Here is a 26,289-nt window from a genome sequence, read left to right on the forward strand (position 1 = left end):
GATCAGCGTACGGGACATGGGGTTGCAACACCGGGCAGCAAGGGCGGCGCCCCGGGCGGGGCCCGTGAGAGGGTGGCCGCGTGAATCGACTCGGGGACGCCACATCGCCCTATCTGTTGCAGCATGCCGACAACCCGGTGGACTGGTGGCCGTGGGGGGCGGAGGCGTTTGGGGAGGCGCGGCGGCGGGGGGTGCCGGTGCTGCTGAGTGTGGGGTACAGCGCGTGTCACTGGTGTCATGTGATGGCGCACGAGTCGTTCGAGGACGAGGCGACCGCGGCGTATCTCAACGAGCACTTCGTGTCCGTCAAGGTCGACCGGGAGGAGCGGCCGGATGTCGACGCGGTGTACATGGAGGCGGTGCAGGCGGCCACCGGGCAGGGGGGGTGGCCGATGACGGTGTTTCTGACGGCGGAGGGGGAGCCGTTCTACTTCGGGACGTACTTTCCGCCGAGGGCGCGGCAGGGGATGCCGGCGTTCATGGAGGTGCTGCGCGGGGTGGTGGCCGCGTGGCGGGACCGGCGGGAGGAGGTCGCGGACGTGGCGGGACGGATCGTGCGGGACCTCGCCGACCGGGGGGCGGTGTACGAGGCGCGCGCGCTGCCCGGTGAGAAGGAGATGGGGGCCGCGCTGCTGGGGCTGACGCGGGAGTACGACGCGCGGCGGGGCGGGTTCGGCGGGGCGCCGAAATTCCCGCCGTCCATGGCGCTGGAGTTCCTGCTGCGGCACCACGCGCGCACCGGCGCGGAGGGCGCGCTCCAGATGGCGCGGGACACGTGCGAGGCGATGGCCCGCGGCGGCATCTACGACCAGCTCGGTGGCGGCTTCGCGCGCTACAGCGTGGACCGGGAGTGGGTTGTGCCCCATTTTGAGAAGATGCTGTACGACAACGCGCTGCTGGCGCGGGTCTACGCGCATCTGTGGCGGGCCACCGGCTCGGACCTCGCCCGGCGCGTCGCGCTGGAGACCGCGGACTTCATCGTCGGCGAACTCGCCACCGACGAGGGCGGCTTCGCCTCCGCGCTGGACGCCGACAGCGACGACGGCAGCGGGCGGCACACCGAAGGCGCCTACTACGTCTGGACGCCCGAGCAGCTCGCGGCCGAACTGGGCGAGGCGGACGGGAAGTTCGCCGCCGACTACTTCGGGGTCACCGACGAGGGCACCTTCGAGGAGGGCGCCTCCGTGCTGCAACTCCCGCAGGGCGGCGGGGTGGTGGACGCCGCCCGGGTCGCCTCCGTACGCGAGCGGCTGCTCGGCGCGCGGGCCCGGCGGGCGCGGCCGGGGCGGGACGACAAGGTGGTCGCCGCCTGGAACGGGCTGGCCATCGCCGCGCTCGCCGAGACGGGCGCCTACTTCGACCGCACCGACCTCGTGCAGGCGGCGGTGGACGCGGCCGACCTGCTGGTGCGCGTCCACATGGACGGCCGCGGCCGCCTCACCCGCACCTCGCGGGACGGCGTCGCGGGCGCCAACGACGGTGTGCTGGAGGACTACGCGGACGTCGCCGAGGGCTTCCTCGCGCTCGCCTCGGTGACCGGCGAGGGCGTCTGGCTCGACTTCGCCGGGCTGCTCCTGGACTCCGTCCTGCACCACTTCACCGGCGACGACGGCTCCCTCTACGACACCGCCGACGACGCCGAGACGCTCATCCGGCGCCCGCAGGACCCCACCGACAACGCGACGCCCTCGGGCTGGACCGCGGCGGCCGGGGCACTGCTGGCGTACGCCGCGCACACCGGCGCGGAGCCGCACCGCTCGGCCGCTGAGCGGGCGCTCGGCGTGGTCGGCGCGCTCGCGGGGCGAGCGCCGCGCTTCATCGGCTGGGGCCTGGCCGTCGCGGAGGCCGCGCTCGACGGGCCGCGCGAGGTCGCCGTCGTGGGCGACACCGGCGACCCGCTCACCGCCGAGCTGCACCGCACCGCGCTGCTCGCGGCGGCGCCGGGCGCGGTGGTGGCCGTCGGCGAGGAGGGCGCGGGGGAATTCCCGCTGCTGTACCGCCGTGCCACCCGCGGAGGGCGCGCCGCCGCGTACGTCTGCCGCAACTTCGTGTGCGACGCGCCCACGTCCGACCCGCGCACCCTCCGCAGCCAGCTCCGGCCGGGAGGGTAGCCCCGCGGGGGCCCAGCGGCGGGTGCCGCAGAGCCTCCCGGGGGCTCAGCGGCGGGTGCCGCAGTCGGGGCAGAAGGCGGAACCCGCGGGCAGTTGCGCGCTGCACGACGCGCAGGTGTCCTGCTGGGCCAGCCGGTGGCCGCAGTGCGGGCAGAAGGCCGAGCCGTGCGTCTCGCCCTGGCACTGCGGGCACACCAGTTGGCGCGGGGTGGAGACGTCGAAGGTCCCGCCGGCGTTCTGGCCGTCGGCGTAGGCGCGTTCGGCGACCATGTCGTTGAGGCCGCGGCGGCGGGCGGCGAGTGCCTCGGCGGCGGTGTCGGGCGCGCAGGTCAGGCAGATGCCCTGGTCGGCGTTCCAGCAGCGGTTGCACACGTAGTTGGTGCAGCGCGGGCAGCGGTTGAAGTGGCCCTGCGCGGTGTCGATGGCCTTCTTGAAGGCCGTGTCGCGCGAGCTGCCGTACCCGGCGCCGGCCAGGCCGTCCGCGGCGCTGGACACACCGGAGCCGGTACGGCCCAGCACCCCCCACGCGGCGTTGACGCCCTTGCCGACCCAACTGGCCATCCTGCCGCCGGTGTACGCCTCGAAGGGCGAACGCCAGGTGTCCTGGCAGCGGTTGCAGGAGAACTCGAACTGGAAACCCGCGCCCGTACCGTGCTCGACGCACAGGTCACGGTAGTTGTTGCTGAAGTAGATCTCCGCGGTCAACGCCACGCCTCCCCAGAGCGCTCGCCGGCCGGTACCCCACCGGCCGCCCCGGAGGGTGTCCTGACACCCTCCGTCCCCGGTGCCGGACCTCCCCGCGGTCCTTCCGGTCTGGCCCACCGATGCCCACCGATCAAGGCCGGTGCGGGCCGGTAACACTGTCGCACACCGCCCCGCCCGGGGGAGAAAGGGCGGGGCGAACGGGGTCGCGTGGGGCGGCAGTTGTCAATGGGTCCGCAGGTCCAGGCCGTGCCGCAGCATGGCCAGGGTGCGGTCGAGGAGCAGGACGAAGTCCTCGTCGCGGTCGTGCTCCACCCAGTACAGCGACGCCTCGTGCAGCGCGGCGAAGACGGCCGCGGCGAAGACCCGGACCTCCAGATCGTCCGCCCGCCGGCCGGTGCGCTCGGCGATGATGCCGCCGAGCAGCCGGCCGGTCGCGGACATGCTCTCGTGCGCGCGGGCGCGGATCGCGGGGACGTCCCGGACGAGTTCCTCGCGCCGGATCATCTCCTCGCGGCCCTCCGGATCCCGCATCGCCCGGCCGAGGACGGCGTGCATGACGTACCGCACGGACGCGAGCGGGCGCTCGTCGAGCGGGCGGGCGCGCAGGACCTCCGCCATCTCGTCGTCGTACTCGTCCGTCAGGACGATGTCCTCCTTGGTGGGGAAGTACCGGAAGACCGTGCTCGGCGAGACGTCCGCCTCCGCGGCGATCCGGTCCACCGGCGTGGCGTCGTAGCCGTGCTCCGCGAAGAGCCGGTGGGCCGCCCTGCGGATCGCCTGCCGGGTCGCCGCCTTCTTGCGTTCGCGCAGGCCGGCGGGCCGGGGCGGGGTGGTGGCGGGGGCGTCTTCGCAGGGGTAGGGCGGCATGTGCTCATTGTCGGGCATCCGCCCGCGGCTCGGCGAGCGGCCCGGCGGGGCTGCTGTCGGCGCCCTGCACATCGGCCGCGCCCTGCGCACCGGCCGTACCCGCCCCGGCCGCGCCCTGCGCAACGGGAGCCGGGCCCGCACCCGCCGCCCCGGAGGAGCCCCCCGCCGCCCTCGTCTCCGCCCGTCCCGGCCGCGGGTTCGGCAGGAAGGCCGCCAGCAGCAGCCCCGCCGCGAGCGCCGCCGCCCCGCACACGGCGAGCGCGACGTCCATCCCGTGCACGTACGCCGCGTCCGCCGACGCCGTGAGGGCCCCGTGCCCGGTACGTACGGCCACCGCGTGCGCGCCGACCAGCGACTCGCGGGCGGCGTGCGCGGCGTCCGGCGACAGGCCCGCGGTGTCGAGGCGGCCGCGGTAGGCGGCGGCCAGCACGCTGCCGAGGATCGCGACGCCCACGGCCGCGCCGGTCTGCCGCAGCGTCTGGAGCAGTCCGGACCCGCTGCCGGCGCGCTCGCGCGGGAGCGCGCCGAGCGCGCCGTTCATGGACGGGACGACGCTGAGCCCGAGCCCCACCCCGGCGACGGTCAGCCACACCGCGATCCGCCCGTAGCCGTCCCCCGCGGAGGTGGTGGCGCCGAGGAAGGCGCCCGCGGCCAGCGCCAGCATGCCCGCGGCGATCACCGGGCGCGGGCCCGCCTTCGCCACCAGCGCCGGGGCGAGCCGGGCGGCGACCATGAGCCCGCCCATCATCGGCAGCAGCCGCAGGCCCGTACCGAGCGCGTCGTGGCCGAGCGTGGTCTGGAGGTACGACGGCAGGACGAAGACCATGCCGGTGAGGATGAAGCTGACCAGCGTGGCGGCGACGGAATTCCACAGGAAGCCGCGCTGCCGCAGCAGGCTCATGTCCAGCATCGGCCGCGCCACCCGGCGCTCGCGCAGCACGAGCGCGGCCAGCAGCAGCGCCCCCGCGGCGAGCGAGGCGACGACCAGCGCGTCGCCCCAGCCGCGGCCGGGCGCCTCGATGATGCCGTAGACGAGCGCGCCGAGCCCCGCCGTGGCGCAGACGGTGCTGGTGACGCGCACCCGCGGGGCGGCCGGGTCGCGGGTCTCGGGCAGCAGCCACACGCACGCGACGATCGCGATCCCGACCAGCGGGATGTTGACCAGGAAGACCGAGCCCCACCAGAAGCTCTTGAGCAGCGCGCCGCCGATGATCGGCCCGAGCGGCATGCCGAAGGCGACCGCGGTGCTGGCGAGCGCCACCGCGCGGGGGCGCTCGGCGGGGCCGAACAGCCCGGGTATCACGGACAGGGCGAGCGGCATGACGAAGGCGCCGCCCAGGCCCATCACCGTACGGGCGGCGATGACCCCGCCGGGGCTGCCGACCAGCGAGCCCAGCACCGATCCGGCGAGGAAGACCGCGAGCCCGGCGATGAGCATCCGGCGCCGCCCGAAGCGGTCGCCGAGGAGCCCTGCGGGCAGCATCGCGGCGGCGAAGACGACGGTGTAGGAGTCGACGATCCACTGCATGTCGCCGGTGGTGGCGCCGATCTCGTCGGCCATCGTCGGCAGGGCGACGTTGAGGATCGTGGTGTCGAAGCTCAGCACGAGCATGCTCAGGCACAGCGCGACGAGCGCGAGCCAGCGCCGCGGGTCCGCGTGCGGCGGTGCCGAGGAGGAAGAGGGAGCGGAGGAAGACATGGCGAAGCTCTCCTGCGAGTGAGAATCAAATGACAGTGACTCTCAAAAAAGAGTAGCTCTCATGACGTGCGGGCGCCAAGCCGTTCCGGCCGCCTGTGTCCGGGCATGACGAAGGCCCGTACCCCCGAGGGGTACGGGCCTGTCGTGGAGAGGGGCGCTGTCGCGGCTACCCGTGCTGGTAGGCGACGAGCGAGATGCCGACGTAGTGGACGATGAACGCCGCGAGCGTGAAGGAGTGGAAGACCTCGTGGAAGCCGAACCAGCGCGGTGACGGGTTCGGCTTCTTGAAGCCGTAGACCGCCGCGCCCGTGCTGTAGAGGATGCCGCCGACGATCACGCAGACCATCACCGCGACGCCACCGGTGCGCAGGAAGTCCGGCAGGAAGAAGACCGCGACCCAGCCGAGTGCGATGTAGCACGGCGTGTACAGCCACCGCGGCGCGCCGACCCAGAAGACCCGGAAGGCTATACCCGCGAGCGCGCCCGCCCACACCAGCCACAGCAGCAGATGGGACGTCCCGCCCGGCAGCAGCAGTATCGCCAGCGGCGTGTAGGTGCCCGCGATGATCAGGAAGATGTTCGCATGGTCAAGTCGGCGCAAAATTCCGGAGACGCGTGGCCCCCAGTTCCCCCGGTGGTAGAGCGCGCTCACGCCGAACAGCGCGCACGCCGAGACGGTGAAGACGGCGCACGCGATACGCCCTCTGGTGCTCTGGGCGAAGGCGGTCAGCGCGACACCCGCGATGAGCACGGCCGGGAACATGCCGGCGTGCAACCACCCTCTGAGCATGGGTTTCACAGGTTTCGGCGGATCGAGTGCATCGACTTCGGCGGGCATTTCAGCAGTCTGATCGACGGCGCTCATGCCGTCAATGCTACCTACGCCACCGTAGGTTGCCCGCCGCACGCCCGCGTCGCGTGGGCCGTCCGGACGGTGTGATCGGCCGTTCGGGGAACCGTCACCGGGTGGTGTGCCTCACCTCCGGCGCCCTGGACAGACTCGACTGAGCGGGATCACACTCATATGAGTGCGGTCGGCACCGGATGAGCGCCCGCGACCCCGTGCAGGGGCGGGTACGCACGCGTCCGGGCCGCAGCCCCCATGGGGCCGAACCAACACCCTCACCTCTCACGCCGGTCTGTGCGGATCCGGCGGGACGGAGCGATCGTGGCGCGCGGCAACCGTGACAGTGCGACTCCCACCAACCATCAGGAACTGATCCGCTGGGTCGGCGACATCGCCGAGCTCACCCAGCCCGACGACGTCGTCTGGTGCGACGGCTCGCAGGCCGAGTACGACCTGCTCGCGGCGGAACTCGTCGCCAAGGGCACCTTCACCCGGCTCGACCCGACCCTGCGGCCGGACTCGTACCACGCGGCGTCCGACCCCTCGGACGTCGCCCGCGTCGAGGACCGTACGTTCATCTGCTCGCGGCGGGAGCAGGACGCGGGCCCCACCAACCACTGGAAGGACCCCGCCGAGATGCGCGAGGTCTTCACCGGGGACGGGGCCACCGGGGGACTCTTCCGCGGCGCGATGCGCGGCCGGACGATGTACGTCGTGCCCTTCTGCATGGGCCCGCTCGGCTCACCGCTGTCCGCGATGGGCGTCGAGATCACCGACTCCGCGTACGTCGCCGTCTCGATGCGCACCATGACGCGCATGGGCAGCGCCGTCCTGGAGCAGCTCGGCAGCGACGGCGCCTTCGTCAAGGCCGTCCACTCCGTCGGCGCCCCGCTCGCCCCCGGGCAGGCCGACGTGCCCTGGCCCTGCAACACCACCAAGTACATCTCGCACTTCCCCGAGGACCGCGAGATCTGGTCGTACGGCTCCGGCTACGGCGGCAACGCGCTGCTCGGCAAGAAGTGCTACGCGCTGCGCATCGCCTCGGTCATGGCCCGGGACGAGGGCTGGCTCGCCGAGCACATGCTCATCCTCAAGCTCACCCCGCCGCGCGGCGAGGCCCGCTACGTCGCCGCGGCCTTTCCGTCCGCGTGCGGCAAGACCAACCTGGCGATGCTGGAGCCCACCGTCTCCGGCTGGTCGGTCGAGACGATCGGCGACGACATCGCGTGGATGCGCTTCGGCGACGACGGCCGGCTCTACGCGATCAACCCCGAGGCCGGCTTCTTCGGCGTCGCCCCCGGCACCGGCGAGCACACCAACGCCAACGCCATGAAGACGATGTACGCCAACACCGTCTTCACCAACGTGGCCCGCACCGACGACGGCGACGTGTGGTGGGAGGGCATGACGGAGGAGCCCCCCGCCCACCTCACCGACTGGAAGGGCCAGGACTGGACGCCGGAGTCCGGCACGCCCGCCGCGCACCCCAACGCGCGCTTCACCGTCCCGGCGGGCCAGTGCCCGATCATCGCGCCCGAGTGGGAGGACCCGCGCGGCGTCCCGATCTCCGCGATCCTCTTCGGCGGCCGCCGCGCCAGCGCGGTGCCGCTCGTGACGGAGTCCTTCGACTGGCAGCACGGCGTCTTCCTCGGCGCGAACATCGCCAGCGAGAAGACCGCCGCGGCCGAGGGCAAGGTCGGCGAACTGCGCCGCGACCCGTTCGCGATGCTGCCCTTCTGCGGCTACAACATGGGCGACTACTTCGCGCACTGGCTGGAGGTGGGCCGCGCCCACGACCCGGCGAAGCTGCCGAGGATCTACTACGTGAACTGGTTCCGCAAGGACGCGGCCGGCCGCTTCGTGTGGCCCGGCTTCGGCGAGAACGCGCGCGTGCTGAAGTGGGTCGTGGAGCGGCTGGACGGTACGGCGGAGGGGGTCCGCACCCCCATCGGCGTCCTCCCCGCGCCCGGATCCCTCGACGTCGAGGGGCTCGGCCTGTCGCCCGCGGACCTGGAGCTGCTGCTCTCGGTGGACCCCGCCACCTGGCGGGAGGAGGCCGCGCTGATCCCCGAGCACCTGGAGACGTTCGGCACCCGTACGCCGCCCGAGCTCTGGGCGGAGTACGACGCGCTGGTCGCGCGCCTGGCGTAGGGCCCGAGCAATCAGGGGCGCGGGGAACTGCGCGAGCAACCACCCACCGGCCGGTGGTCCGGATCGGACCGTACTGCCCCTTCGGGTCGGTGACGACCCGCGCCCCGGTGGGGGCTGAGCGCGCAGTTCCCCGCGCCCCTAAAAACGCTCACCCCGCGTGGCAGCGCTTAAGGCTGCGAGTAGCCGTCCAGGAACCGGCCGATACGGCCAATTGCCTCGGTCAGGTCCTCCGCGCGGGGGAGGGTGACGATGCGGAAGTGGTCGGGCTCCATCCAGTTGAAGCCCGTGCCGTGGACGATCATGATCTTCTCGGCGCGCAGCAGGTCCAGGACCATCTGGCGGTCGTCCTTGATCTTGTAGACCTGCGGGTCCAGGCGCGGGAAGGCGTAGAGCGCGCCCTTCGGCTTGACGCACGTCACGCCGGGGATCGCGGTCAGGGCCTCGTACGTCGCGTCGCGCTGCGCGAGCAGCCGGCCGCCGGGGAGGACGAGGGAGTTGATCGACTGGTGGCCGCCGAGCGCGGTCGCGATCGCGTGCTGCGCGGGCATGTTCGCGCACAGCCGCATGTTCGCCAGGATCGTCAGGCCCTCGATGTAGCTTGCGGCGTGCGACTTCGGCCCGCACACCGCGAGCCAGCCGCTGCGGTAGCCCGCCACCCGGTAGGCCTTGGACAGGCCGTTGAAGGTGAGCGTCAGCAGGTCGGGGGCGATCGCGGCGGTCGGGGTGTGGGTGGCGTCGTCGTAGAGGATCTTGTCGTAGATCTCGTCGGAGCAGACCACCAGCCGGTGCCGGCGCGCGATGTCGGTGAGGCCGCGCAGCAGCTCGTCGTCGTAGACCGCGCCGGTCGGGTTGTTCGGGTTGATGATGACGATCGCCTTGGTGCGGTCGGTCACCTTGCGCTCGATGTCGGCGAGGTCCGGCATCCAGTCGGCCTGCTCGTCGCAGCGGTAGTGGACGGCGGTGCCGCCCGCGAGTGAGACCGAGGCCGTCCACAGCGGGTAGTCCGGCGCCGGGACCAGCACCTCGTCGCCGTCGTCGAGCAGCGCCTGCATCGACATCTGGATCAGCTCGGACGCGCCGTTGCCGAGGTAGACGTCCTCGACGTCGAGCGGGATGCCCTTGGTCTGGTAGTGCTGCATCACCGCGCGGCGCGCGCTCAGCAGCCCCTTGGCGTCCCCGTAGCCGTGCGCGTCCTTCAGCGACCGGAGCATGTCCTCCAGGATCTCGGGGGGACACTCGAAACCGAAGGGGGCCGGGTTGCCCGTGTTCAGCTTGAGGATGCGGTGACCGGCAGCCTCAAGCCGCATCGCCTCCTCAAGAACCGGGCCCCGGATCTCGTAACAGACATTTGCGAGCTTCGTCGACTGGATCACCTGCATGCCGGTCACCTTACGGCGGTGTTACGCGGGCCGCGCGGTGTTTTTCGCCACCCGGGCGACCCCCGGACGGCCCGTGCCGCGCACCGAACGGCCTGCGAGGACGTCCGTGCGGCGGCCGTCCTCGATCACGAAGCGGCCGTCGATCAGGACGTACGGGATGCCGGTCGGCGGCTGGCGCGGGTGGTCGTACGTGGCGCCCGCCGCGACCGTCTCCGGGTCGAAGAGCACCAGGTCGGCGCGGTAGCCCTCGCGGACCAGGCCGCGGTCCGGGAGCCGCAGCCGCGCCGCCGGGCGGCCGGTGAGGTGGGCCACACACTCTTCCAGCCCCAGCACGCCCAGCTCGCGCACGTAGTGGCCGAGGTAGTGCGGGAAGGTGCCGTACGCGCGCGGGTGCGGCTTCGCGCCGTGCAGGATGCCGTCCGAGCCGCCGGTGTGGGCGGGGTGGCGCATCACGGTGCGGACGTTCCGCTCGTCGCCGACGTGCTGCAGGATCGTCGTCCCCAGCCGGTCGGCCAGCAGCAGCGCGCGGGCCGCGGGCCAGCCGTCCAGCCGGGTCCCGACGCGGTACGCGAGCGCGGGGTCGGCGGTGCCGGACACCTCGACCGTCGACCAGTCGACCGGCACCCCGTGGCAGCCGTCGGAGCCGTCGACCTCCAGGGCGTGCCGGATCCGCTCCGCGGTCGGCTCGTCGCGCAGCCGGGCGAGCGTGGCGTCCGGGCCGCCGACCGCCGCCCAGCTCGGCAGCAGCGCGGCGAGCGTCGTGCAGCCCGCGGTGTAGGGGTAGGTGTCCAGCGTCACGTCGGCGCCGTCCGCGGCCGCCGCGTCCAGCAGGGCCAGCAGGTCGGCCGCGCGGCCGGCGTTCTCGCCGAAGTTCATCGTCGCGTGCGCCAGGTGCAGGGGACAGCGCGTCTCCCGGGCGAGGGCGAGCATCTCCTCGTACGCGCGCAGGGCGCCCGCGCCGTAGGAGCGGTGGTGCGGGCAGAAGTAGCCGCCGTGGGCGGCGACCACCCGGCACAGCTCGGCCAGCTCGGCGTCCCGCGCGTACATCCCCGGGGTGTACGTCAGGCCCGCCGACATGCCGACGGCGCCCTGTTCCATTCCCTCCGCCACCAGGCGCTTCATTTCTTCCAGCTCGCCGGACGTGGCCGGACGGTCCTCCCAGCCGACCGCCATCATCCGCACGGTGCCCTGCGGGACGAGATAGGCGGCGTTGACGGCGACGCCCGCGTCCAGACGGTCGAGGTATCCGCCGACCGTACGCCAGTCGAACGTCACGTCCGAGCCGTCGCCGTTCCACCCCGCGATGAGGGTGCGCAGCGTGTCGAGGGTGCGGTCGTCGGCGGGCGCGTACGACAGGCCGTCCTGGCCGAGGACTTCGAGGGTGACGCCTTGCGCCGCTTTCGCCTCGTGGGCCGGGTCGGTGAGGAGGGCGAGGTCGCTGTGGGCGTGCATGTCGATGAAGCCGGGGGCGAGGGCGAGGCCGCTCGCGTCGAGGGTTCTCCTGGCGGAGAGCTTCGCGCTCCTGGCGCCCGGGGGGCGGATGGCTTCGATACGGCCTTCGGTGATGCCGACGTCGGCGGTGCGGGCGGCGCGTGTGCCGGTGCCGTCGATGAGGCGCGCTCCGCGTACGAGCAGGTCCATGGTCCAGACCATACGGTGCGCTTGCGCTGGGCTGGGCGGGGGGCCGCTCCGTCCTGCGCGGTGCGGTTCGCTGTGCGACCTTGCGCCGGTGGGTGGTTGCTCGCGCCGTTCCCCGCGCCCCTTCGCGGCGGCCCGGCGGTGGGGTCGGGTGCCGGCACGGGGCACCTCCTCGGAATGCGCGTTTGCCCTCTTTCGGTGTTGGTGAGGTACGGGGAAGCGCATTCCTGCGGGGGCACCCCGCACCGTCCCCCTCCGGGTTGTACGGCGGGCTCGCCGCCGACGGTGGTTGAGCCCCACAGGGGGACCGTCAGACGACGTCTTACCTGCACGGGTGGTGCGGGTGGGCAAACCCCGCGCCGTCAGGCGCGGGCCCCCGAGGGATGAGGCCCTAGAAAAACGTACGGACGTATTCCGTGACCGTGCCGTCCGTCGTGGCGACGGGGATGAGGGGCCACTTGTCGAAGGTCGTGCAGGGGTGGGAGAGCCCGAGGCTCACGAGGTCGCCGACCTGGAGGGGGTCGGAGGGGGGGACGTCGAGCCAGAGGTGCTGGTCGGAGATGCCGGTGACGCGGAGGGAGGAGGGGGCGGGGCGGAGCCCCGAGGGGGAGCGGACGGTCAGGGGGGTGGGGAGGCCGAGGTCGTAGGGCGCGTCGCGCTTGCCCGCGTTGAGGAAGGCCTGCGTGGGGGAGGGGCGGGAGACGACCTGCGCCCAGAGGCGGAAGGCGGGTTCGAGGTGGCCGGGCACCCGGGTGAAGGGGGTGATGCGGGCGTAGTGCTGGTCGTCGTGGGTGACGTACGCCCCGGAGCGGAGCAGCGGGAGGGCGGGCCGGGAGAAGGCGGGGAGGTCGGCGAAGACCTCGGCGACCGCGTCGAACCAGGCGGAGCCCCCCGCGCTGACGATGATGCGCTCGGCGTCGGCGAAGGCCCCGGCGGCGTCGAGGGCGGCGGCGAGGGCGGTGAGGCGGCGCAGCCACGCGCGGACGCGGTCGGGGTCGGGGGAGGGGACCTCGCCCTCGTAGCCGGCGACGCCGACGAGCCGCAGGTGGGGGGCGGCGGCTGCGGCCGAGGCGACGGCGGCGGCCTCCGCCTCGGTGCGGACGCCGGTGCGCGCGCCGTCGCCCGCGCCGAGTTCGACGACGACGTCGACGGGGCGGCGGGCGCCCGCGGCGGCGAGGGCGGTGTTCATGAGGGCCACGCCGTGGGGGGAGTCGACGTAACAGACGAAGGTGAAGCCGGGGTCGGCGTCGAGTTCGGCGGCGAGGTGGCGGAGGGCCGCGGGGTCGACCAGTTCGTTGGCGAGGAAGACCCGGGGGATGCCGAACGCGCGGGCCACGCGCAGCTGGTGGGGCACGGCCACAGTGATGCCCCAGGCGCCGTGGTCGAGCTGGCGGGCGAAGAGGCGGGGGGCCATGGACGTCTTGCCGTGCGGGGCGAAGGCGAGGCCGTGGTCGGTCGTCCAGCGTTCGAGGGCGGCGAGGTTGTGGTCGAGGGCCTCGGCGGACAGGACCAGCAGGGGGGTGCTGAAGCCGCCGTCGGTGAGGGTGCGCCGCTGGTCGGTGAGTTCGCCGACGGTGAGCCCGTCCGCGTCGGGCGGCAGCCCCTTGAAGCGGTGGTCGATCCGCTCGTCGCGCAGCGCGGCGACCCGTTCGGCGACTGTTGCGGCAGCGGCGTCCATGCACCCTCCGTACCCCGCACGGCGTTGCGTCATGTGCAACGGCCATTGCGTATCGTGTTTCGAGCTGTCTAACATCCGGTCCTGCGCCTGGTCAACGGCGGCAGATCCGTACCCGGACCCAGGGGAAGTGAACGTGAGCGTGACGCCGAGTCTCGACGTCGTATGCCTGGGCGAGTCCATGGTCACCTTCGTGCCCAGCAGCGGCGGGCCGCTCGCGGACGTCGCGTCCTTCGCGCGCACCATCGGCGGCGCGGAGTCCAACGTCGCCTGCACGCTGGCCCGCGCCGGGCACAGCGCGCGGTGGGTCAGCCGGGTCGGCAGCGACGGCTTCGGCGACCATCTCGTCGAGACGATCGCGGGCGCGGGGGTGGACGTCGGCGCGGTGCAGCGCGATCCGCACCGGCCCACGGGCATCTACTTCCGCACGGCGGGCGAGCGCGCCACGACGCTGGACGCCGCCCCCGGGCGCGCCGAGGTCGTCTACTACCGCAAGGGCTCGGCGGCCTCCGCGCTGTCGCCCGCGCTGGTGCAGCGGCGCGACGTGTGGGCCGGGCGCGTCCTGCACCTGACCGGCATCACCTGCGCCCTGTCGGCCACCTGCCGGGCGCTGATGCGGCGGCTCACGCACCGCGAACCGGGCCGCCCGCTGGTCTCCTTCGACGTCAACCACCGCCCCGCGCTGTGGCACGGCGCCGACCCGTGGCTGCTCGCCGAACTGGCCAGGGGGTGCGACCTGGTGTTCGTCGGCGAGGACGAGGCGCAGGCCGCGTGGGGCCTGCCGGACGCCGACGCGGTACGGGCCGCGCTGCCGGAACCGGCGACCGTCGTGGTCAAGCAGGGCGCGGGCGGCGCCACGGCCTTCAGCGGCGGGACGCGCGTGCACGTACCCGCCCCGGTCGTGGACGTCGTCGCGCACGTCGGCGCGGGTGACGCCTTCGCCGCCGGCTTCCTGTCGGCGACGCTGCGCGGGCTGCCGCTGCGCGACCGGCTGCGGCACGGCCACCTGCTCGCCGCCGCGGCCCTCACCGTGCCCGGCGACCTGGCCGTACCGCCGTCGCGCGAGCAGGTGGACGCCCTCGCCGCCCTCGACGACAGCGCATGGGGCAGACTGCGACTCGGCCCCGGCTGGACGGACCGGGCCGACGACCTGCTGGAGGAGGTGGCGCGGTGAGCCAGACCGTCGACCGGGCGCTGACCATCCTGCCGCTGCTCGCCGAGGGACCGGCGAGCCTGGAGCAGGTCGCCACCCGGCTCGACGTGCACAAGTCCACCGCGCTGCGGCTGCTGCGCACGCTGCACGAGCACGGCATGGTCTACCGCCAGCAGGACCAGCGCTACCGGCTCGGCGCCCGGCTCTTCGCGCTCGCCCAGCAGGCCGTCGAATCCCTCGACATCCGCGGCATCGCCCATCCGCACCTGGCCGCCCTCAACGCGCAGACCGGCCACACCGTGCACCTCGCCGTCTACGAGCAGGGCGAGGTCGTCTACATCGACAAGGTCGAGAGCCGCTACCCGGTGCGGATGTACTCGCGCATCGGGCGGCCGGTCGCCATCACCGTCGCCGCCGTCGCCAAACTGCTGCTCGCCGACCTGCCCGAGCCCGAGCGCCGGGACATCGCGGAACACCTCGACTACCCGCGCTACACGCCGCGTTCGACCCCGGACGCCGGTGCCTTCCTCGCCGAGCTGGCCCGGGTGCGCGAGCAGGGCTGGGCGAGCGACCTGGGCGGCCACGAGGAGTCCATCAACTGCGTCGGCGCCCCCGTCCGCGGGCCGGACGGGCGGGTGTGCGCGGCCATGTCCGTCTCCGCGCCCAACGTCGTGGTCGGCGCGGAGGAGTTGCTGCGGCTGCGGCCGCTGATCCTGCGCACCGCCGAGGCCGTCGGGGCGGAGCTGTCCGGCGTCACGCCGTCCCCACCACCCACCGCACCCCTGAAAGGCGCCACCTGATGAGCGAAGTGCCCGAGCCCCACGTGAAGACGGCGATCACGCCGCCGACGCACACCGTCCCGCCGGCGCGGTTCTCGCACGGCGTGCGCAAGGGCAACATCCTCCAGGTCGCGGGCCAGGTCGGCTTCCTGCCCGCGCAGGAGGGCCGCCCGCCGACCCCGGCGGGCCCCGACCTGCGCGCCCAGGTCCTCCAGACCCTCGCCAACGTCCAGGCCGTCCTGGAGGCGGGCGGCGCCTCCTGGGAGGACGCGGTCATGGTCCGGGTCTACCTGACGGACACGGCCCACTTCGCCGAGTTCAACGCCCTGTACGACGGCTACTTCGCCGCCCTGTCCGAACCGCCCGCCGCCCGTACGACGGTCTACGTCGGCCTCCCGGCGGGCCTGCTGGTCGAGATCGACGCACTGGCCGTGCTGGGCTGAGCGATCTGCAGGGGCGCGTGGGAGTACCCCCACGCGCCCCTCAGGTCTCCCGGACTACGGCAGTGCGTGGACGTGCGGCCCGACGCCGTTGGACCAGGTGTTCCCAGCGGAAGCGTCCCAGTTCGTGGACCAGGTCATCGCGCCGCCGATGGCCGGCCACGTGGTGGACGGCTTGAACGTGCCGCAGCCCGTGCCCTTCGCGAGGCAGTCGAGCGCGTTGTTGACGACGCTCGGGCTCACGTAGCCCGAGCTCGCCGCGCTGGTGGACGCCGGGGTGCCGACGCCGACCTGCGACGGGGAAAGGCCCGCCTGGATCGCGGTGCAGGCGAGGGTGGTGATGAAGTCCACCGAGCCCTGGCTGTACACGCCGCCGTCGCAGCCGTTCATCGAACCGCTGTTGTAGTACTGCGTGTTGACGATCGTCAGGATGTCCTTGATCTTCAGCGCGGTGGCCAGGTAGTCACTGCCCGCCGAGAGCATGTCGATCGTCTGCGGCGCCATCGTGATGATCAGGCCCGAGCCCGCCTTGGCGCTCAGCGCGCGCAGCGCCTGCGGCATGTAGGTGGAGTCGATGCCGTTCTCCAGGTCGATGTCGACGCCGTTGAAGCCGTACGTCTGCATCAGCGAGTACACGCTGTTGGCGAAGTTGGTCGCCGAGGCCGAGTCCCGCACGGAGATCGTGCCGTTCTGGCCGCCGACCGAGACGATGACCTTCTTGCCCGCGGCCTGCTTGGCGGCGATGTCGGCCTTGAACTGCGCCGCGCTGTAGCCGAGCGACGGGTCGAGGGTGAAGGACACCGCGCCGGGCGTGCCGGTCGCGTCGGCGAAGGCCACGGCGATGATGTCGTACTGGCTCTGCACCTGCGCGATGGTCTGGACGGTCGCGCCGTTGTTGAAGTTCTGCCAGTAGCCGGTCACCAGGTGCTTGGGCAGATTGCCGGCCGGAGGCGTGGTGGGCGGCGTCGTCGGCGGGGTGGTGGGCGGGGTCGTCGGGGGAGTGGTCGGGGGCGTCGTGGGCGGGGTCGTCGGCGCGGTGGTCGGCGGTGTGGTCGGCGGGGTGGTGGCGCCGGCCGGGCCGGTGAGGCTGAAGTCGTCGGCGTAGTAGGCGGGTTGGCCGTACCAGCCGTGTACGTAGACCGTCACCGACTTGGTGTTGGCGCCGGTGGTGAAGGTGGTGCTGAGCTGCTGGTAGGAGGACGCGCCCGGGGTCCAGGTGGACGGGTCGGTGCCGCCGGTGCCGGTCGCGCCGATGTAGACGTAGCTGCCCTGGACGTACGCGCTGAGCGTGTACGCGGAGTTGGGCTGGACGCTCACCGTCTGCGAGCACTGCGCGTTGTCGGACCCGGCCGGGGTGCCCTTGAGGGCGCCGGCCCCGGCGTGCACCGGGCTGCTGACGGCCGCGCCGGAGCCCGCGGTGCACGTCCAGCCGGAAAGGCCGCTCTCGAAGCCGGAGTTGGCGACCAGGTTGGTGGTCGCGGCGCTGGCGCTGCCGTTGACGGCGAAGGCCGCGGCCGCGCCGACCACGGTCGCCGCGCTCAGCACGGCGACGGTGCGCTGCCTGGCGGACGTTCTGCGAAGGGCACGGCCCGCGTTGTTCGCGTGCGATGCACGTTCCACGACTGCCTCCTGGGGGCAAGGAGTTGGGGGGTAGTGGGAGTGCGAAGGGAGAGAACCCGGGGTGGTCCCGGTAAGGGAGAAAGTTGGTCCAGACCAATTGGGTTGTCAAGACCTCTTGCCGACAGCCGCAGTTCGCCTGCCCGATCCGCAACTTTGCGCACCCAACTCGCTACCCATCGATAAGCTGACGACCGTAAAACGCCAGGCCGAGCAGGCTGTTCAGGCGGAAAGGGGGAGGTTCCGGATGCCGAGTGTCATCACGGTCACGTCCGACGACCTCGCGCTGCCGCTGGAGCAGCACATCGCCCACGTCGCCGCCGCGCTCGACGCCCACGGCCACGTCGTCGCGCTCGCGCCCGCCGAGGCCGACGACGCCGCCCGCCGCCGGCTGCACACCGTCCGCTCCGCCCTGGAGGCCGACCGGCTGGCCATCGTGCCGCTCGCCCTGCCGCCGCTGGCCCGCGTCCTGCTGAGCGAGCAGCTGCGCCAGCTCACCGGCACCGACCTCGGGCCCGGCGTGCTGGCCGGCGCCGCCCGGCTGCTGTCGTACTACCTGCACTCCGGCGCGCTGCTCGGCTCCGTCGCCAAGCTCGACCGGGTGCCGGTCGGCGTCGGCAGCCACGTCAAGTCCCTCGTCCCCGGGCGGCACTTCGCCGTACTCGCGCACCCCGAGCCGTACGTCGGCGAGGCCGACCCGGCCGCCGTACCGCCAGGGCCCGGCTACATGACGCAGCTCGCGCTCGCCGGCAAGGGCCTCGACCCCGGCTGGATCACCGGGCCGCTGGCCTCGGCATGGCGCGCGCAGCACGTCCGCGAGGTGCCCCTGCCGCCGGACTCCGCCCGCTGGTGGGGCACCGGCAAGCTCGTCGAGTTCACCGCCTACATCGCCGACGTCGGCATGCTCTACCAGCTCGTCACCTCCGTGCGGCGCGACACCTGCACCTGGTGCGGGCTCGAAGTCATCGGCGACCAGTGCCTGTTCTGCGCCACCCGGCTGGGCGACCGGCACGGCCCGGCCAAGCACGCCGCGGACCCGCGCGGGCGGGCCGTGGAAACCCCGCGCCGCCCCCAACTCGAACCCCACAAGCGATAGGTGCGACCGCACATGAACTCACGTCAGCGCCGTGGCGTCGTCCTGCTGGTGGTCTCCGCCGTCTGCGCGGTCGCCGCCTTCGCCGGAGTGCTCACGGTGGTCAACGACGCGCGCTCCGAGGTCGGTTCGAAGGTCACCGCGTACGAACTGACCGCCGACGTACCCGCCTACCAGCAGCTCGACGCCTCCGACGTGCGCCAGGTCCAGGTGCCCTCGCGCTGGCTGCCGGACACCGCGGTCCGCGACCTCGCGCAGGTCAACGGCAAGATCGCCGCGGTCGCGCTCGCCAAGGGCTCGCTGCTGCAGACCGACATGGTCGCGCCGCGGCCCCAACTCGAGCCCGGCCAGATGGAGATCGCCATCATGATCGACGCCGAGACGGGCGTCGCCGGCAAGATCACCCCGGGCGCGCGGGTCAACATCTTCGCCACCTTCGCCGGCAAGACCGACACCGCGCCCGACGTCTCGCGCATCATCGTCGCCGGCGCCCAGGTCGTCGACGTCGGCGAGATCAAGGCCTTCGACAAGGACGCCGAATCGCAGCGGCAGTCCACCGAGGGCGTCCCCATCACCTTCGCCCTCGACGCCGAGGACGCCCAACGCGTCGCCTACGCCGAGTCGTTCGCCGAACACGTCCGGCTCGCCCTGGTCGCGCCCGGCGACACCGCCGCCCCGCCCGCCGACTCCCGCAACTACACCCTGGCCGGTGACACCGCCGGTGGCGGGGGAGGTGCCCGCCCGTGACCATCCGCATCGTCGCCGGTACCTCCGACCAGGACGCCGCCCGCGCCCTGCTCGGCCTGCTCGCCCAGCTCCCGGGCGCCGAACCGGCCCCCGCGCTGCCCGACTCCGGCTCGCTGCTCGACCTGCTCGCGCGCGCCGCCGAGGCGGGCCTCGACGAGCTGCCCGAGGTCGTCATCGTCCACGAGACGATCGGCCCGATGCCCGCCCTGGACCTGGTCCGCGACATCGCGCTGCGCTTCCCCGCGGTCGGCGTCGTCCTGCTCACCCCCGACACCGGCCCCGCCGCGCTCGCCGCCGCGATGAACTCCGGAGCCCGCGGTGTCGTCGGACTCCCCCTCGCCTACGACGAGTTGGGCGCCCGCGTGGAGGCCGCCGCGACCTGGGCCGGCGGCGTACGGCGGCATCTCGGCCCGCAGCGCGGCGCCGCGCTGCCCGCCGTCGCGGGCGGCACGGTGGTGGCCGTCGCGGGCGCCAAGGGCGGCGTCGGCACGACCGTCACCGCCGTCCACGTCGCCCTCGCCGCGCTCGCCTCCGGCCACTCCACCGCGCTGGTCGACCTCGACCTCCAGGGCGGCGACGTCGCCTCCTACCTCGACGTGCAGTTCCGCCGCTCCGTCGCCGACCTCGCCGGCATCACCGACGTCTCCTCGCGCGTCCTCCAGGACGCCATGTACGTCCACGAGTCGGGCCTCGCGCTGCTCCTCGCCCCCGCCGACGGCGAGCGCGGCGAGGAGGTCACCGACCGCGCCGCCCGCCTCGTCCTCACCGCGCTGCGGCAGCGCTACGAGGTCGTCGTCGTCGACTGCGGCACCCAGATCACCAGCGCGAACGCGGTCGCCGTCGAGGTCGCCGACACCGCGGTGCTCGTCACCACCCCCGACGTCGTCGCCGTCCGCGCCGCCAAGCGCATGGTGCGGCTGTGGGACCGGCTGCAGATCCGCAAGCCCCAGGACACGGTCGCCGTCGTCAACCGGCACACCCGCGCCACCGAGATCCAGCCCACCCTCGTCGCCCGCATCACCGGCACCCGCATCGCCGCGTCCGTGATCCCCGCCGCCTTCCGCGAACTCCAGCCCGTCATCGACGCGGGCCGCCTCCACGACCTCGACGCCCGCTCCACCGTCAAGGCCGGCATCTGGTCGCTGGCCGGCGAGATCGGCGTCGTCACCGGCGCGGTGCTGCCCGCTCCGCGGGGCAAGAAGTCCCGCCGCGAACGGCGTGACGCCGCCTCGGGGAAGGGGGAGCCGGGCGATCGGGGCGACCGGGGCCAGGTGACTCTGGAGACGCTCGGGATGACGCCGATCATCCTCGTCACCCTCATCCTGGTGTGGCAGGCGGTCCTCGCGGGCTACACCTTCACCCTCGCGGGCAACGCGGCGGACGAGGCGGCGCGTGCCGCCGCGGTCGCCGCGGACCCGCGGGCCGCGGCGCAGGAGGCTGCCGAGTCCGACCTGCCGGGGGCGTGGGTCGACTCCATGCAGGTCAAGGCCACCCCCGAGGACGGCACCGTCTCGGTGACCGTCACCCTGAAGGTCCCCGTCCTCTTCCCGGGTGCGATCGACTTCCCGGCGAAGATCCACGGCCACGCGCGCATCCCCCGCGAACGGCCCGCGGGATGAGGTCCCCGCGGCCCGTGAGGGCAACCACGCGTCTGCGCCGGGGGGCGCCTGCTCCAGGTTGCGCCTGCCGCGCCGGGTACTTCAGGGGCGCGGGGAACTGCGCGCTCAGCCCACCACCGGCCGGTGGTCCGGTACGGACCGAACTGCCCCTTTCGGTCGGTGGCGGAGTGCGGCGCCGTCTGCGCTGGGCGCGCAGTTCCCCGCGCCCCCAAACGCTCGCCCGGCGCGGCATGCGCACCCTCGCCCCGCGCGGCATGCGCACCCTCGCCGGGCGCGGCCGGCGGGCGGGGGAGCGCGGAGTGGCCTCGCTCGAATACCTCGGGATGCTCCCGTTCCTGCTGCTCATCGCCCTCGCGGGGATCCAGCTCGGCCTCGTCGCCTACTGCGGCGAACAGGCGGGGACGGCGGCCCGCGCGGCAGCGCGTACCGCCGCGCTGCCGCCGCCGGAGGGGGGGACGGGGGCCGGGACCGACGCCGGGACTGCGGCCGTCAGCGACTGGCTGACGGCCCGGATCGACTGGGGGGCGACCCGCGACTCGTACACCGCCACCGCGAAGGTCAGCGTGCCCTCCGTGCTGCCCGGGCTGCATCTGTTCGGGCCCGTGTCGCGGTCGGCGACCATGCCGAGGGAGGACACCGCCCCATGAGCCTGCGCGCACGCCTCGCCGCCGACGAGCCCGCCCCGCAGACGCAGGAGAGCCATCTCGTCGCGGTCTACCGGGCCAAGCTGCTCCAGGAGATCGACCTCGCCGAGATGTCGACGCTCGCGCCGGCCGAGCGCCGGGCGCGGCTGGAGCGCGTGCTCGGGCACATCATCAGCCGCGAGGGCCCGGTGCAGTCCACCGCCGAGCGCGCCGCGCTGATCCGCCGGGTCGTCGACGAGGCGCTGGGCCTCGGCATCCTGGAGCCGCTGCTGGAGGACGCGTCGATCACCGAGATCATGGTGAACGGCCCCGACCGCATCTACGTCGAGCGCGGCGGCCGCATCGAGCAGGTCGCCGCCCGCTTCTCGTCCCCCGAGCAGCTGCTCCAGACCATCGAGCGCATCGTGTCGACCGTCAACCGCCGGGTGGACGAGTCGAATCCGATGGTCGACGCGCGCCTGCCGTCCGGCGAGCGCGTCAACGTCATCATCCCGCCGCTCGCGCTGACCGGGCCCACGCTCACCATCCGCCGCTTCCCGCGCGCGTACACGCTCAAGGAACTCATCGGGCTCGGCACGCTCGACGAGCACATGCTGCTGCTGCTCTCCTCGCTGGTACGAGCGAAGTGCAACATCATCGTGAGCGGCGGTACGGGCTCGGGCAAGACCACGCTGCTGAACGCCCTTTCGGGGCTCATCCCGGACGGCGAGCGGATCATCACCGTCGAGGACGCCGCCGAACTCCAGCTCCAGCAGGAGCACGTGATCCGGCTGGAGTCGCGCCCGCCGAACGTCGAGGGCGAAGGCCGCGTCACCATCCGGGACCTGGTGCGCAACAGCCTGCGCATGCGCCCCGACCGGATCATCGTCGGCGAGGTCCGCGGCGGCGAGACGCTGGACATGCTGCAGGCCATGTCCACCGGCCACGACGGCTCGTTGGCCACCGTGCACGCCAACTCCGCGGAGGACGCGGTGCTGCGGCTCCAGACACTGGCGTCGATGAGCGAGGTCAAGATCCCCTACGAGGCGCTGCGCGACCAGATCAACAGCGCGGTCGACGTCATCGTGCAGCTGAACCGGCACATCGACGGCACGCGCCGCATCGCCGAGATCGCCATGCTCTCCTCGCGCGGCCGGGACGTCTTCCGGCTCACCTCCGCGACCCGCTTCCGCGCCGAGCCGCTCGGCGTCGACCGCATCGTCCGCGGCTGGTACGAACACCGGCCCGTGCCCCGGGAGATGAGCGAGCGGCTCTACCTCGCCGGCGAACACGTGCCCGCCGCCTTCGGGGTGGGCGAGAGCGAACTCGAACTTGACAGCCGGGAGGCCAAATGAGCGCGTTCCAGGCCCTCGTGGCGTCCGCGGCCACCGGGCCGGCGCAACCGTACGGCGCTTTACGGGACGGTGCCCGGTCGCACGTCGCGGCCGCCCTTCCGCGGCACGGCGCCCTCTCGCAACTCGCCGCGGGCGGGCGCAACTTCGCCGCGGGCCCCTACCCGCTGCTGGTGCTGGGCGTCACCCTGCTCGCCCTGGTGCTCGCCGTGTGGGGCGTGCACGCGTGGCGCGGGGGCCGCGCCGACCGCGCCGCGCTCGTCGAACGGCTCGCCGCCGAGCTGGGCGCCGCGGGCGAGGCGCGCGGCTCGACCGTGCCCTTCGCGCGCCTCGACCGCCGGGTGCGCCGCTACGCGTGGGGCCGCAGGCTCGCCGGGCAGCTCGCCGCGACCGGCACCGACCTCACGCCGGGGCAGTTCACGGCCGCGTCGATCGGCGTCGTGGCCGGGGCGTGGGTCGCGGCGTGGGTGGTCTTCGCGCCGTTCTTCGGGCCGATCGCCGCGCTCGTCGCGGGCTGGACCGCGTACTCCTTCCTGGCCTGGCGCCGCCGGGTGCGCACCGAGCGCTTCATCGCCCAACTCCCGGATCTGGCCCGCGTCCTGGCCAACGCCACCCAGGCCGGGCTGGCGCTGCGCACCGCCGTGTCGATGGCCGCCGAGGAGCTGGACGCGCCCGCGGGCGAGGAGTTGCGGCAGGTCGCCGACGCGATGGCGCTCGGCCACTCCGTCGAGGACGCGCTCGGCGAACTGCAACAACGGCTGCCGAGCCGCGAGTTGGTCGTCCTGGTCTCCACCCTCGTGCTCTCCAGCCGGGCGGGCGGCTCGGTCGTCGAGTCGCTGCGCAACCTGACCGTCACCCTGGAGGAGCGCAAGGAGACCCGGCGCGAGATCCGTACCCAGATGTCCCAGGTCACCGTCACCGCCTACGCCGTCCCGGTCATCGGCCTCGGCTCGCTCTTCCTGCTCGACCGCGTCATGCCCGGCTCGCTGAGTGCCATGACCGGCTCGAACATCGGCCGGATCTGCGTCCTGATCTCGCTCGGCCTGTACGTCGTCGGCTTCGCCCTGATCCGCCGGATGTCGAGGATCGACATATGAGCACCAGCACCATGACCCTCGCCGGCCTCGGGCTGGCCCTCGCGCTGGCCGCCTGCGCGGTCGGCGTCGTCCACGCGGTGGGCCTGCTGCGCTCCGACGCCAAGCTCCCCGACGACCTCGCGCTCGCCCTGGAGGTCGGCAGCACCCGCACCACCCGCACCGGCAACGCCGTCGACCGGCTCGGCATCCGCTGGGCCCCGCTGGTGATGCGGCTCATGGGCCCGGCCCGCGTCGCGAAGATGCGCGCCCGCATCGAACACGCGGGCCACCCCCACGGGTTGACCGTCGAGCGGTACGCCGCCCGGCGCGCGGTCCACGGCTTCCTCGGCGGCCTCACCGCCCTGCTGCTCGTCACCCGCGGCAGCTGGTTCCTGGCCCTGCTGCTGCTCGCCTACGGCTGGTTCTGGGCCGACCTCGGCCTCTGGCTCGCCATCCGCCGCCGCCGCGACGACATCGAGCGCACCCTGCCCGACTTCCTCGACGTCCTCGCCGTCGTCGTCAGCGCGGGCCTCGGCTTCCGCCAGGCGCTGGAACGCGTCAACGCCGTCTACGACGGCCCCTGGTCCGACGAGATCCGCATCACCCTGCGCCAGATGGACGTCGGCGTCAGCCGCCGCGACGCCTTCGACCAGCTCCGCAAGCGCAACCGCAGCGACCAGGTCGGCCAGTTCGTCACCGCCCTCCAGCAGGGCGAGGAACTCGGCGCGCCCATCGCCCGCACCCTGCTCCAGATCGCGACCGACATGCGCCGCACCGAGGCCCAGAACGCCCGCCGCCGGGCCGCCCGCATGGTCCCCCGCGCCACCGGCGTGATCACCGTGCTCCTCGTGCCCGCGACGATGATCCTGCTGATCTCCGGCACCCTCATCGGCTCGCAGATCCACTTCGGCGACATCTTCGGCGGCGGCGGTGAGTGAGATGGCGCGGGCGGCGGCCGAATCGGTGTTCATGCTGCGACGGGCGGTGAGCAACCGGCATGCTGTAGGTGCCACTTGTCCGCCGGGTCACCCGGTGGGCGTTTGGCGCACGACCGGCTGCGAATGCCCGAGGTTCGGGTGTACCTTTGCATTCGCAACCATATTTGCACCTGCAATCCGGATTGACCCGCTGCGGACGACGACCGACCACCAGCGAGAGGCGGTGCACCGTGACCACCACCCCCGACCCCGACGGGCACCCCACGGCCACCGCCGCACGTACCACCAGCCAGGTGACAAAGGATGGGGCGAACAATCATGACCAGGTGGGCACTCCAGCGCTACACCACCGCCGAGATCTGGCTCCGCACCCGCACGGACCGCGCGACCGAGCACCTCTCGGCCCGCCTGACCGCCCGCTCGGACCGCGGCCAGACGTCGTTCGAGTACCTGGGGATCGCGGTGGTGATCGCGGTGATCATCGGGGTGTTGGCCGGGACGACGGACATCGGCGACAAGATCAAGAGCGGTATCACCAAGACGATCAACAAGATCACGAACGGCAAGTAGGACTGCGTGGTGACCGTGGGCAGACCGTGGGCATCTACATCGTCGCCATGGCGGCGCTGTTCTTCCTCGCCTTCGCCTATTTCGCCGTGGGTCAGGCGTCCGTGACGCGTGGTCAGGCGCAGACCGCGGCGGACGCCGCGGCCTTGGCGGCAGCCAGGGCCGACCGGGACGCGCTGCGGGACGACTTCCTGCAGGCGGTGACCGCCGGTGACGTCGACGCGCTGACCGGCCTGCTCGCGAATCTCGGGCAGCACGATGCCGCAGCCTGCGCGGCGGCGGCCGGATACGCCGACCGCAACGGCGCCGAGATCCCGCCGGGCGGCTGCGTGCCCGCCGACGACGGGGACGGCTACACCGTCACCGTCCGCTCGCGCGACGCGGTCGGCAAGTCCGCCGTGGACGGCACGGAGGAGATCCACGCGAAGGCCACGGCGACCGCCGTGGTCGAACCGCGCTGCGTGGTGGGCCCGAAGGAGGGCCAGGTGCTCGGCTTCACGTGCGATCACCGCGATGTGACGATCGATCCGACGTCCGCCGGCTTCCGGCTGGACCTGTCCACCTTCTACACAGTCCATCTGAGCCAGTAACGCCCGGCCGAATGTGAGGATGCGCGAACGATGGGATACGGACGCAGGGCACTGATCGCGGCGGCCGTGGCCGGCACGCTCGCCGTCGGCCTGTCCGGGTGCGGGGGCGGGGGCGGGGGGAAGCAGGACGACGGAAAGCCGTCCGCCTCTGCTGGAGGGTCGAAGAAGTCCCCTTCCCCCGCCGGCTCGGACTCGGGCTCGGACTCGCCCAGCGACGCGCCGGTCCTCGCCCAGATCAAGGGCGCGCAGGACATCGCCGTCACCATCAACTCGGCGGTCCGGGATCCGGGCGGCTTCGTCACCGTCCAGGGCACCCTCACCAACAACGGCAGCGACACGTTCGACGCGGACGCCTGGCGTGGCAACGAGGTGGCGCTGGCCCCGTCCGGTGCGTCCGCGGCGGGGGCGGTCCTCATCGACGAGGCAGGCAAGAAACGCTATTACGTGCTCCGCGACACCGATGGAAAATGTCTGTGCACGATGGGTCTCACCGGCGTCGAGCCGAAGGAGTCCCGCCCGTTCTTCGCGCAGTTCCCGGCCCCGCCGGCGGCCACGACCGAGGTGGAGTTCGAACTCCCCACCATGCCCCCCGCCAAAATCACCATCTCCGAGGGGTGATCCGT

General features: G+C 73.1%; 23 protein-coding genes. 15 read left to right on the forward strand and 8 right to left on the reverse strand.

The window, feature by feature from the left end; genetic code table 11:
• The first annotated feature begins 80 nt into the window (after positions 1-80).
• Positions 81-2,111 (forward strand): thioredoxin domain-containing protein, encoded by a 2,031-nt coding sequence (locus ACH4SL_RS18185; RefSeq protein WP_398446488.1) that lies wholly within the window; start codon positions 81-83, stop codon positions 2,109-2,111.
• Positions 2,112-2,156: 45 nt separating this feature from the next.
• On the opposite strand, the gene ACH4SL_RS18190 is transcribed toward ACH4SL_RS18185, so the two are convergent.
• The 4 genes from ACH4SL_RS18190 to ACH4SL_RS18205 all read right to left on the reverse strand — a co-directional run bounded on the left by ACH4SL_RS18190 (position 2,157) and on the right by ACH4SL_RS18205 (position 6,247).
• Positions 2,157-2,822 carry a zinc ribbon domain-containing protein gene (locus ACH4SL_RS18190; RefSeq protein ID WP_398446490.1) on the reverse strand — a complete coding sequence of 222 codons (666 nt, stop codon included), beginning with the start codon at positions 2,820-2,822 and terminating at the stop codon, positions 2,157-2,159.
• Between the two features lie 216 nt (positions 2,823-3,038).
• A complete protein-coding gene (locus ACH4SL_RS18195; protein WP_398446492.1) occupies positions 3,039-3,683 on the reverse strand; it encodes a TetR/AcrR family transcriptional regulator in 645 nt (214 codons plus the stop codon).
• Between the two features lie 4 nt (positions 3,684-3,687).
• Entirely contained in the window at positions 3,688-5,382 is a 1,695-nt protein-coding gene (locus ACH4SL_RS18200; RefSeq protein WP_398446494.1) for an MFS transporter, read from the reverse strand.
• A 166-nt stretch (positions 5,383-5,548) separates the two neighbouring features.
• Positions 5,549-6,247, reverse strand: coding sequence for a hemolysin III family protein (locus ACH4SL_RS18205; RefSeq protein WP_398446496.1), 699 nt, complete (start codon positions 6,245-6,247; stop codon positions 5,549-5,551).
• 282 nt (positions 6,248-6,529) lie between these two features.
• Here ACH4SL_RS18205 and ACH4SL_RS18210 point away from each other — a divergent pair, with 282 nt between their 5' ends.
• Positions 6,530-8,380 (forward strand): phosphoenolpyruvate carboxykinase (GTP), encoded by a 1,851-nt coding sequence (locus ACH4SL_RS18210; RefSeq protein WP_398446683.1) that lies wholly within the window; start codon positions 6,530-6,532, stop codon positions 8,378-8,380.
• 167 nt (positions 8,381-8,547) lie between these two features.
• On the opposite strand, the gene ACH4SL_RS18215 is transcribed toward ACH4SL_RS18210, so the two are convergent.
• The 3 genes from ACH4SL_RS18215 to ACH4SL_RS18225 form a co-directional block, all read right to left on the reverse strand.
• The gene (locus ACH4SL_RS18215; RefSeq protein ID WP_398446498.1) at positions 8,548-9,759 is read right to left on the reverse strand and encodes a pyridoxal phosphate-dependent aminotransferase; all 1,212 of its coding nucleotides are present in this window, start codon (positions 9,757-9,759) and stop codon (positions 8,548-8,550) included.
• Between the two features lie 21 nt (positions 9,760-9,780).
• Positions 9,781-11,400 (reverse strand): amidohydrolase family protein, encoded by a 1,620-nt coding sequence (locus ACH4SL_RS18220; RefSeq protein ID WP_398446500.1) that lies wholly within the window; start codon positions 11,398-11,400, stop codon positions 9,781-9,783.
• A 388-nt stretch (positions 11,401-11,788) separates the two neighbouring features.
• Positions 11,789-13,075 carry an alanine racemase gene (locus tag ACH4SL_RS18225; protein ID WP_398446502.1) on the reverse strand — a complete coding sequence of 429 codons (1,287 nt, stop codon included), beginning with the start codon at positions 13,073-13,075 and terminating at the stop codon, positions 11,789-11,791.
• A gap of 31 nt (positions 13,076-13,106) precedes the next feature.
• Between ACH4SL_RS18225 and ACH4SL_RS18230 the strand changes: the two genes are divergently transcribed.
• The 3 genes from ACH4SL_RS18230 to ACH4SL_RS18240 are packed head-to-tail and all read left to right on the forward strand — an operon-like array spanning position 13,107 to position 15,447.
• A complete protein-coding gene (locus tag ACH4SL_RS18230) occupies positions 13,107-14,246 on the forward strand; it encodes a sugar kinase (RefSeq protein ID WP_398446504.1) in 1,140 nt (379 codons plus the stop codon).
• Positions 14,243-15,025: an IclR family transcriptional regulator gene (locus tag ACH4SL_RS18235; protein WP_398446506.1), complete on the forward strand. Its 783-nt coding sequence runs from the start codon at positions 14,243-14,245 to the stop codon at positions 15,023-15,025. The genes ACH4SL_RS18230 and ACH4SL_RS18235 overlap by 4 nt, the downstream gene beginning before the upstream one ends.
• Entirely contained in the window at positions 15,025-15,447 is a 423-nt protein-coding gene (locus ACH4SL_RS18240; protein ID WP_398446508.1) for a RidA family protein, read from the forward strand. Before ACH4SL_RS18235 ends, ACH4SL_RS18240 begins: the two co-directional genes overlap by 1 nt.
• 54 nt (positions 15,448-15,501) lie before the next feature.
• Here the strand turns inward: ACH4SL_RS18240 and ACH4SL_RS18245 are convergent, their stop codons facing one another.
• Positions 15,502-17,064 (reverse strand): chitinase, encoded by a 1,563-nt coding sequence (locus ACH4SL_RS18245; RefSeq protein WP_398446510.1) that lies wholly within the window; start codon positions 17,062-17,064, stop codon positions 15,502-15,504.
• A 244-nt stretch (positions 17,065-17,308) separates the two neighbouring features.
• On the opposite strand from ACH4SL_RS18245, the gene ACH4SL_RS18250 reads away from it, so the two are divergent.
• The 10 genes from ACH4SL_RS18250 (at position 17,309) to ACH4SL_RS18295 (ending at position 26,284) form a co-directional block, all read left to right on the forward strand.
• The gene (locus ACH4SL_RS18250; protein WP_398446512.1) at positions 17,309-18,157 is read left to right on the forward strand and encodes a hypothetical protein; all 849 of its coding nucleotides are present in this window, start codon (positions 17,309-17,311) and stop codon (positions 18,155-18,157) included.
• A gap of 12 nt (positions 18,158-18,169) precedes the next feature.
• A complete protein-coding gene (gene cpaB, locus ACH4SL_RS18255; RefSeq protein WP_398446514.1) occupies positions 18,170-18,901 on the forward strand; it encodes a Flp pilus assembly protein CpaB in 732 nt (243 codons plus the stop codon).
• Entirely contained in the window at positions 18,898-20,520 is a 1,623-nt protein-coding gene (locus ACH4SL_RS18260) for a CpaE family protein (RefSeq protein ID WP_398446516.1), read from the forward strand. Before cpaB ends, ACH4SL_RS18260 begins: the two co-directional genes overlap by 4 nt.
• Before the next feature lie 230 nt (positions 20,521-20,750).
• Positions 20,751-21,167 (forward strand): TadE/TadG family type IV pilus assembly protein, encoded by a 417-nt coding sequence (locus ACH4SL_RS18265; protein ID WP_398446518.1) that lies wholly within the window; start codon positions 20,751-20,753, stop codon positions 21,165-21,167.
• Positions 21,164-22,498, forward strand: coding sequence for a CpaF family protein (locus ACH4SL_RS18270; RefSeq protein ID WP_398446520.1), 1,335 nt, complete (start codon positions 21,164-21,166; stop codon positions 22,496-22,498). The genes ACH4SL_RS18265 and ACH4SL_RS18270 overlap by 4 nt, the downstream gene beginning before the upstream one ends.
• Complete coding sequence (locus ACH4SL_RS18275; RefSeq protein ID WP_398446522.1) at positions 22,495-23,592, forward strand: type II secretion system F family protein; 1,098 nt, start codon at positions 22,495-22,497, stop codon at positions 23,590-23,592. Before ACH4SL_RS18270 ends, ACH4SL_RS18275 begins: the two co-directional genes overlap by 4 nt.
• Positions 23,589-24,509: a DUF5936 domain-containing protein gene (locus ACH4SL_RS18280; protein ID WP_398446524.1), complete on the forward strand. Its 921-nt coding sequence runs from the start codon at positions 23,589-23,591 to the stop codon at positions 24,507-24,509. Before ACH4SL_RS18275 ends, ACH4SL_RS18280 begins: the two co-directional genes overlap by 4 nt.
• 318 nt (positions 24,510-24,827) lie before the next feature.
• Positions 24,828-25,079 carry a hypothetical protein gene (locus ACH4SL_RS18285; protein ID WP_398446526.1) on the forward strand — a complete coding sequence of 84 codons (252 nt, stop codon included), beginning with the start codon at positions 24,828-24,830 and terminating at the stop codon, positions 25,077-25,079.
• Between the two features lie 26 nt (positions 25,080-25,105).
• Entirely contained in the window at positions 25,106-25,666 is a 561-nt protein-coding gene (locus ACH4SL_RS18290; protein WP_398446528.1) for a pilus assembly protein TadG-related protein, read from the forward strand.
• A gap of 30 nt (positions 25,667-25,696) precedes the next feature.
• Positions 25,697-26,284 (forward strand): hypothetical protein, encoded by a 588-nt coding sequence (locus ACH4SL_RS18295; protein WP_398446530.1) that lies wholly within the window; start codon positions 25,697-25,699, stop codon positions 26,282-26,284.
• Positions 26,285-26,289: the final 5 nt, after the last annotated feature.

Origin of the sequence: Streptomyces sp. NPDC021020 (assembly GCF_044333285.1) — a bacterium.
Taxonomy (GTDB): Bacteria; Actinomycetota; Actinomycetes; order Streptomycetales; family Streptomycetaceae; genus Actinacidiphila.

Bases quoted from the DNA above. Each gene is read 5' to 3' on its own strand.
- ACH4SL_RS18215 (WP_398446498.1), bottom strand. From the start codon at position 9,759: ATGCAGGTGATCCAGTCGACGAAGCTCGCAAATGTCTGTTACGAGATC.
- ACH4SL_RS18240 (WP_398446508.1), top strand. From the start codon at position 15,025: ATGAGCGAAGTGCCCGAGCCCCACGTGAAGACGGCGATCACGCCGCCG.
- ACH4SL_RS18295 (WP_398446530.1), top strand. From the start codon at position 25,697: ATGGGATACGGACGCAGGGCACTGATCGCGGCGGCCGTGGCCGGCACG.
- ACH4SL_RS18270 (WP_398446520.1), top strand. From the start codon at position 21,164: ATGAGCCTGCGCGCACGCCTCGCCGCCGACGAGCCCGCCCCGCAGACG.
- ACH4SL_RS18280 (WP_398446524.1), top strand. From the start codon at position 23,589: ATGAGCACCAGCACCATGACCCTCGCCGGCCTCGGGCTGGCCCTCGCG.
- ACH4SL_RS18275 (WP_398446522.1), top strand. From the start codon at position 22,495: ATGAGCGCGTTCCAGGCCCTCGTGGCGTCCGCGGCCACCGGGCCGGCG.
- ACH4SL_RS18250 (WP_398446512.1), top strand. From the start codon at position 17,309: ATGCCGAGTGTCATCACGGTCACGTCCGACGACCTCGCGCTGCCGCTG.
- ACH4SL_RS18205 (WP_398446496.1), bottom strand. From the start codon at position 6,247: ATGAGCGCCGTCGATCAGACTGCTGAAATGCCCGCCGAAGTCGATGCA.
- ACH4SL_RS18285 (WP_398446526.1), top strand. From the start codon at position 24,828: ATGACCAGGTGGGCACTCCAGCGCTACACCACCGCCGAGATCTGGCTC.
- ACH4SL_RS18220 (WP_398446500.1), bottom strand. From the start codon at position 11,400: ATGGACCTGCTCGTACGCGGAGCGCGCCTCATCGACGGCACCGGCACA.
- ACH4SL_RS18230 (WP_398446504.1), top strand. From the start codon at position 13,107: ATGTGCAACGGCCATTGCGTATCGTGTTTCGAGCTGTCTAACATCCGG.
- ACH4SL_RS18265 (WP_398446518.1), top strand. From the start codon at position 20,751: ATGCGCACCCTCGCCCCGCGCGGCATGCGCACCCTCGCCGGGCGCGGC.
- ACH4SL_RS18200 (WP_398446494.1), bottom strand. From the start codon at position 5,382: ATGTCTTCCTCCGCTCCCTCTTCCTCCTCGGCACCGCCGCACGCGGAC.
- ACH4SL_RS18225 (WP_398446502.1), bottom strand. From the start codon at position 13,075: ATGGACGCCGCTGCCGCAACAGTCGCCGAACGGGTCGCCGCGCTGCGC.
- ACH4SL_RS18195 (WP_398446492.1), bottom strand. From the start codon at position 3,683: ATGCCGCCCTACCCCTGCGAAGACGCCCCCGCCACCACCCCGCCCCGG.
- cpaB (WP_398446514.1), top strand. From the start codon at position 18,170: ATGAACTCACGTCAGCGCCGTGGCGTCGTCCTGCTGGTGGTCTCCGCC.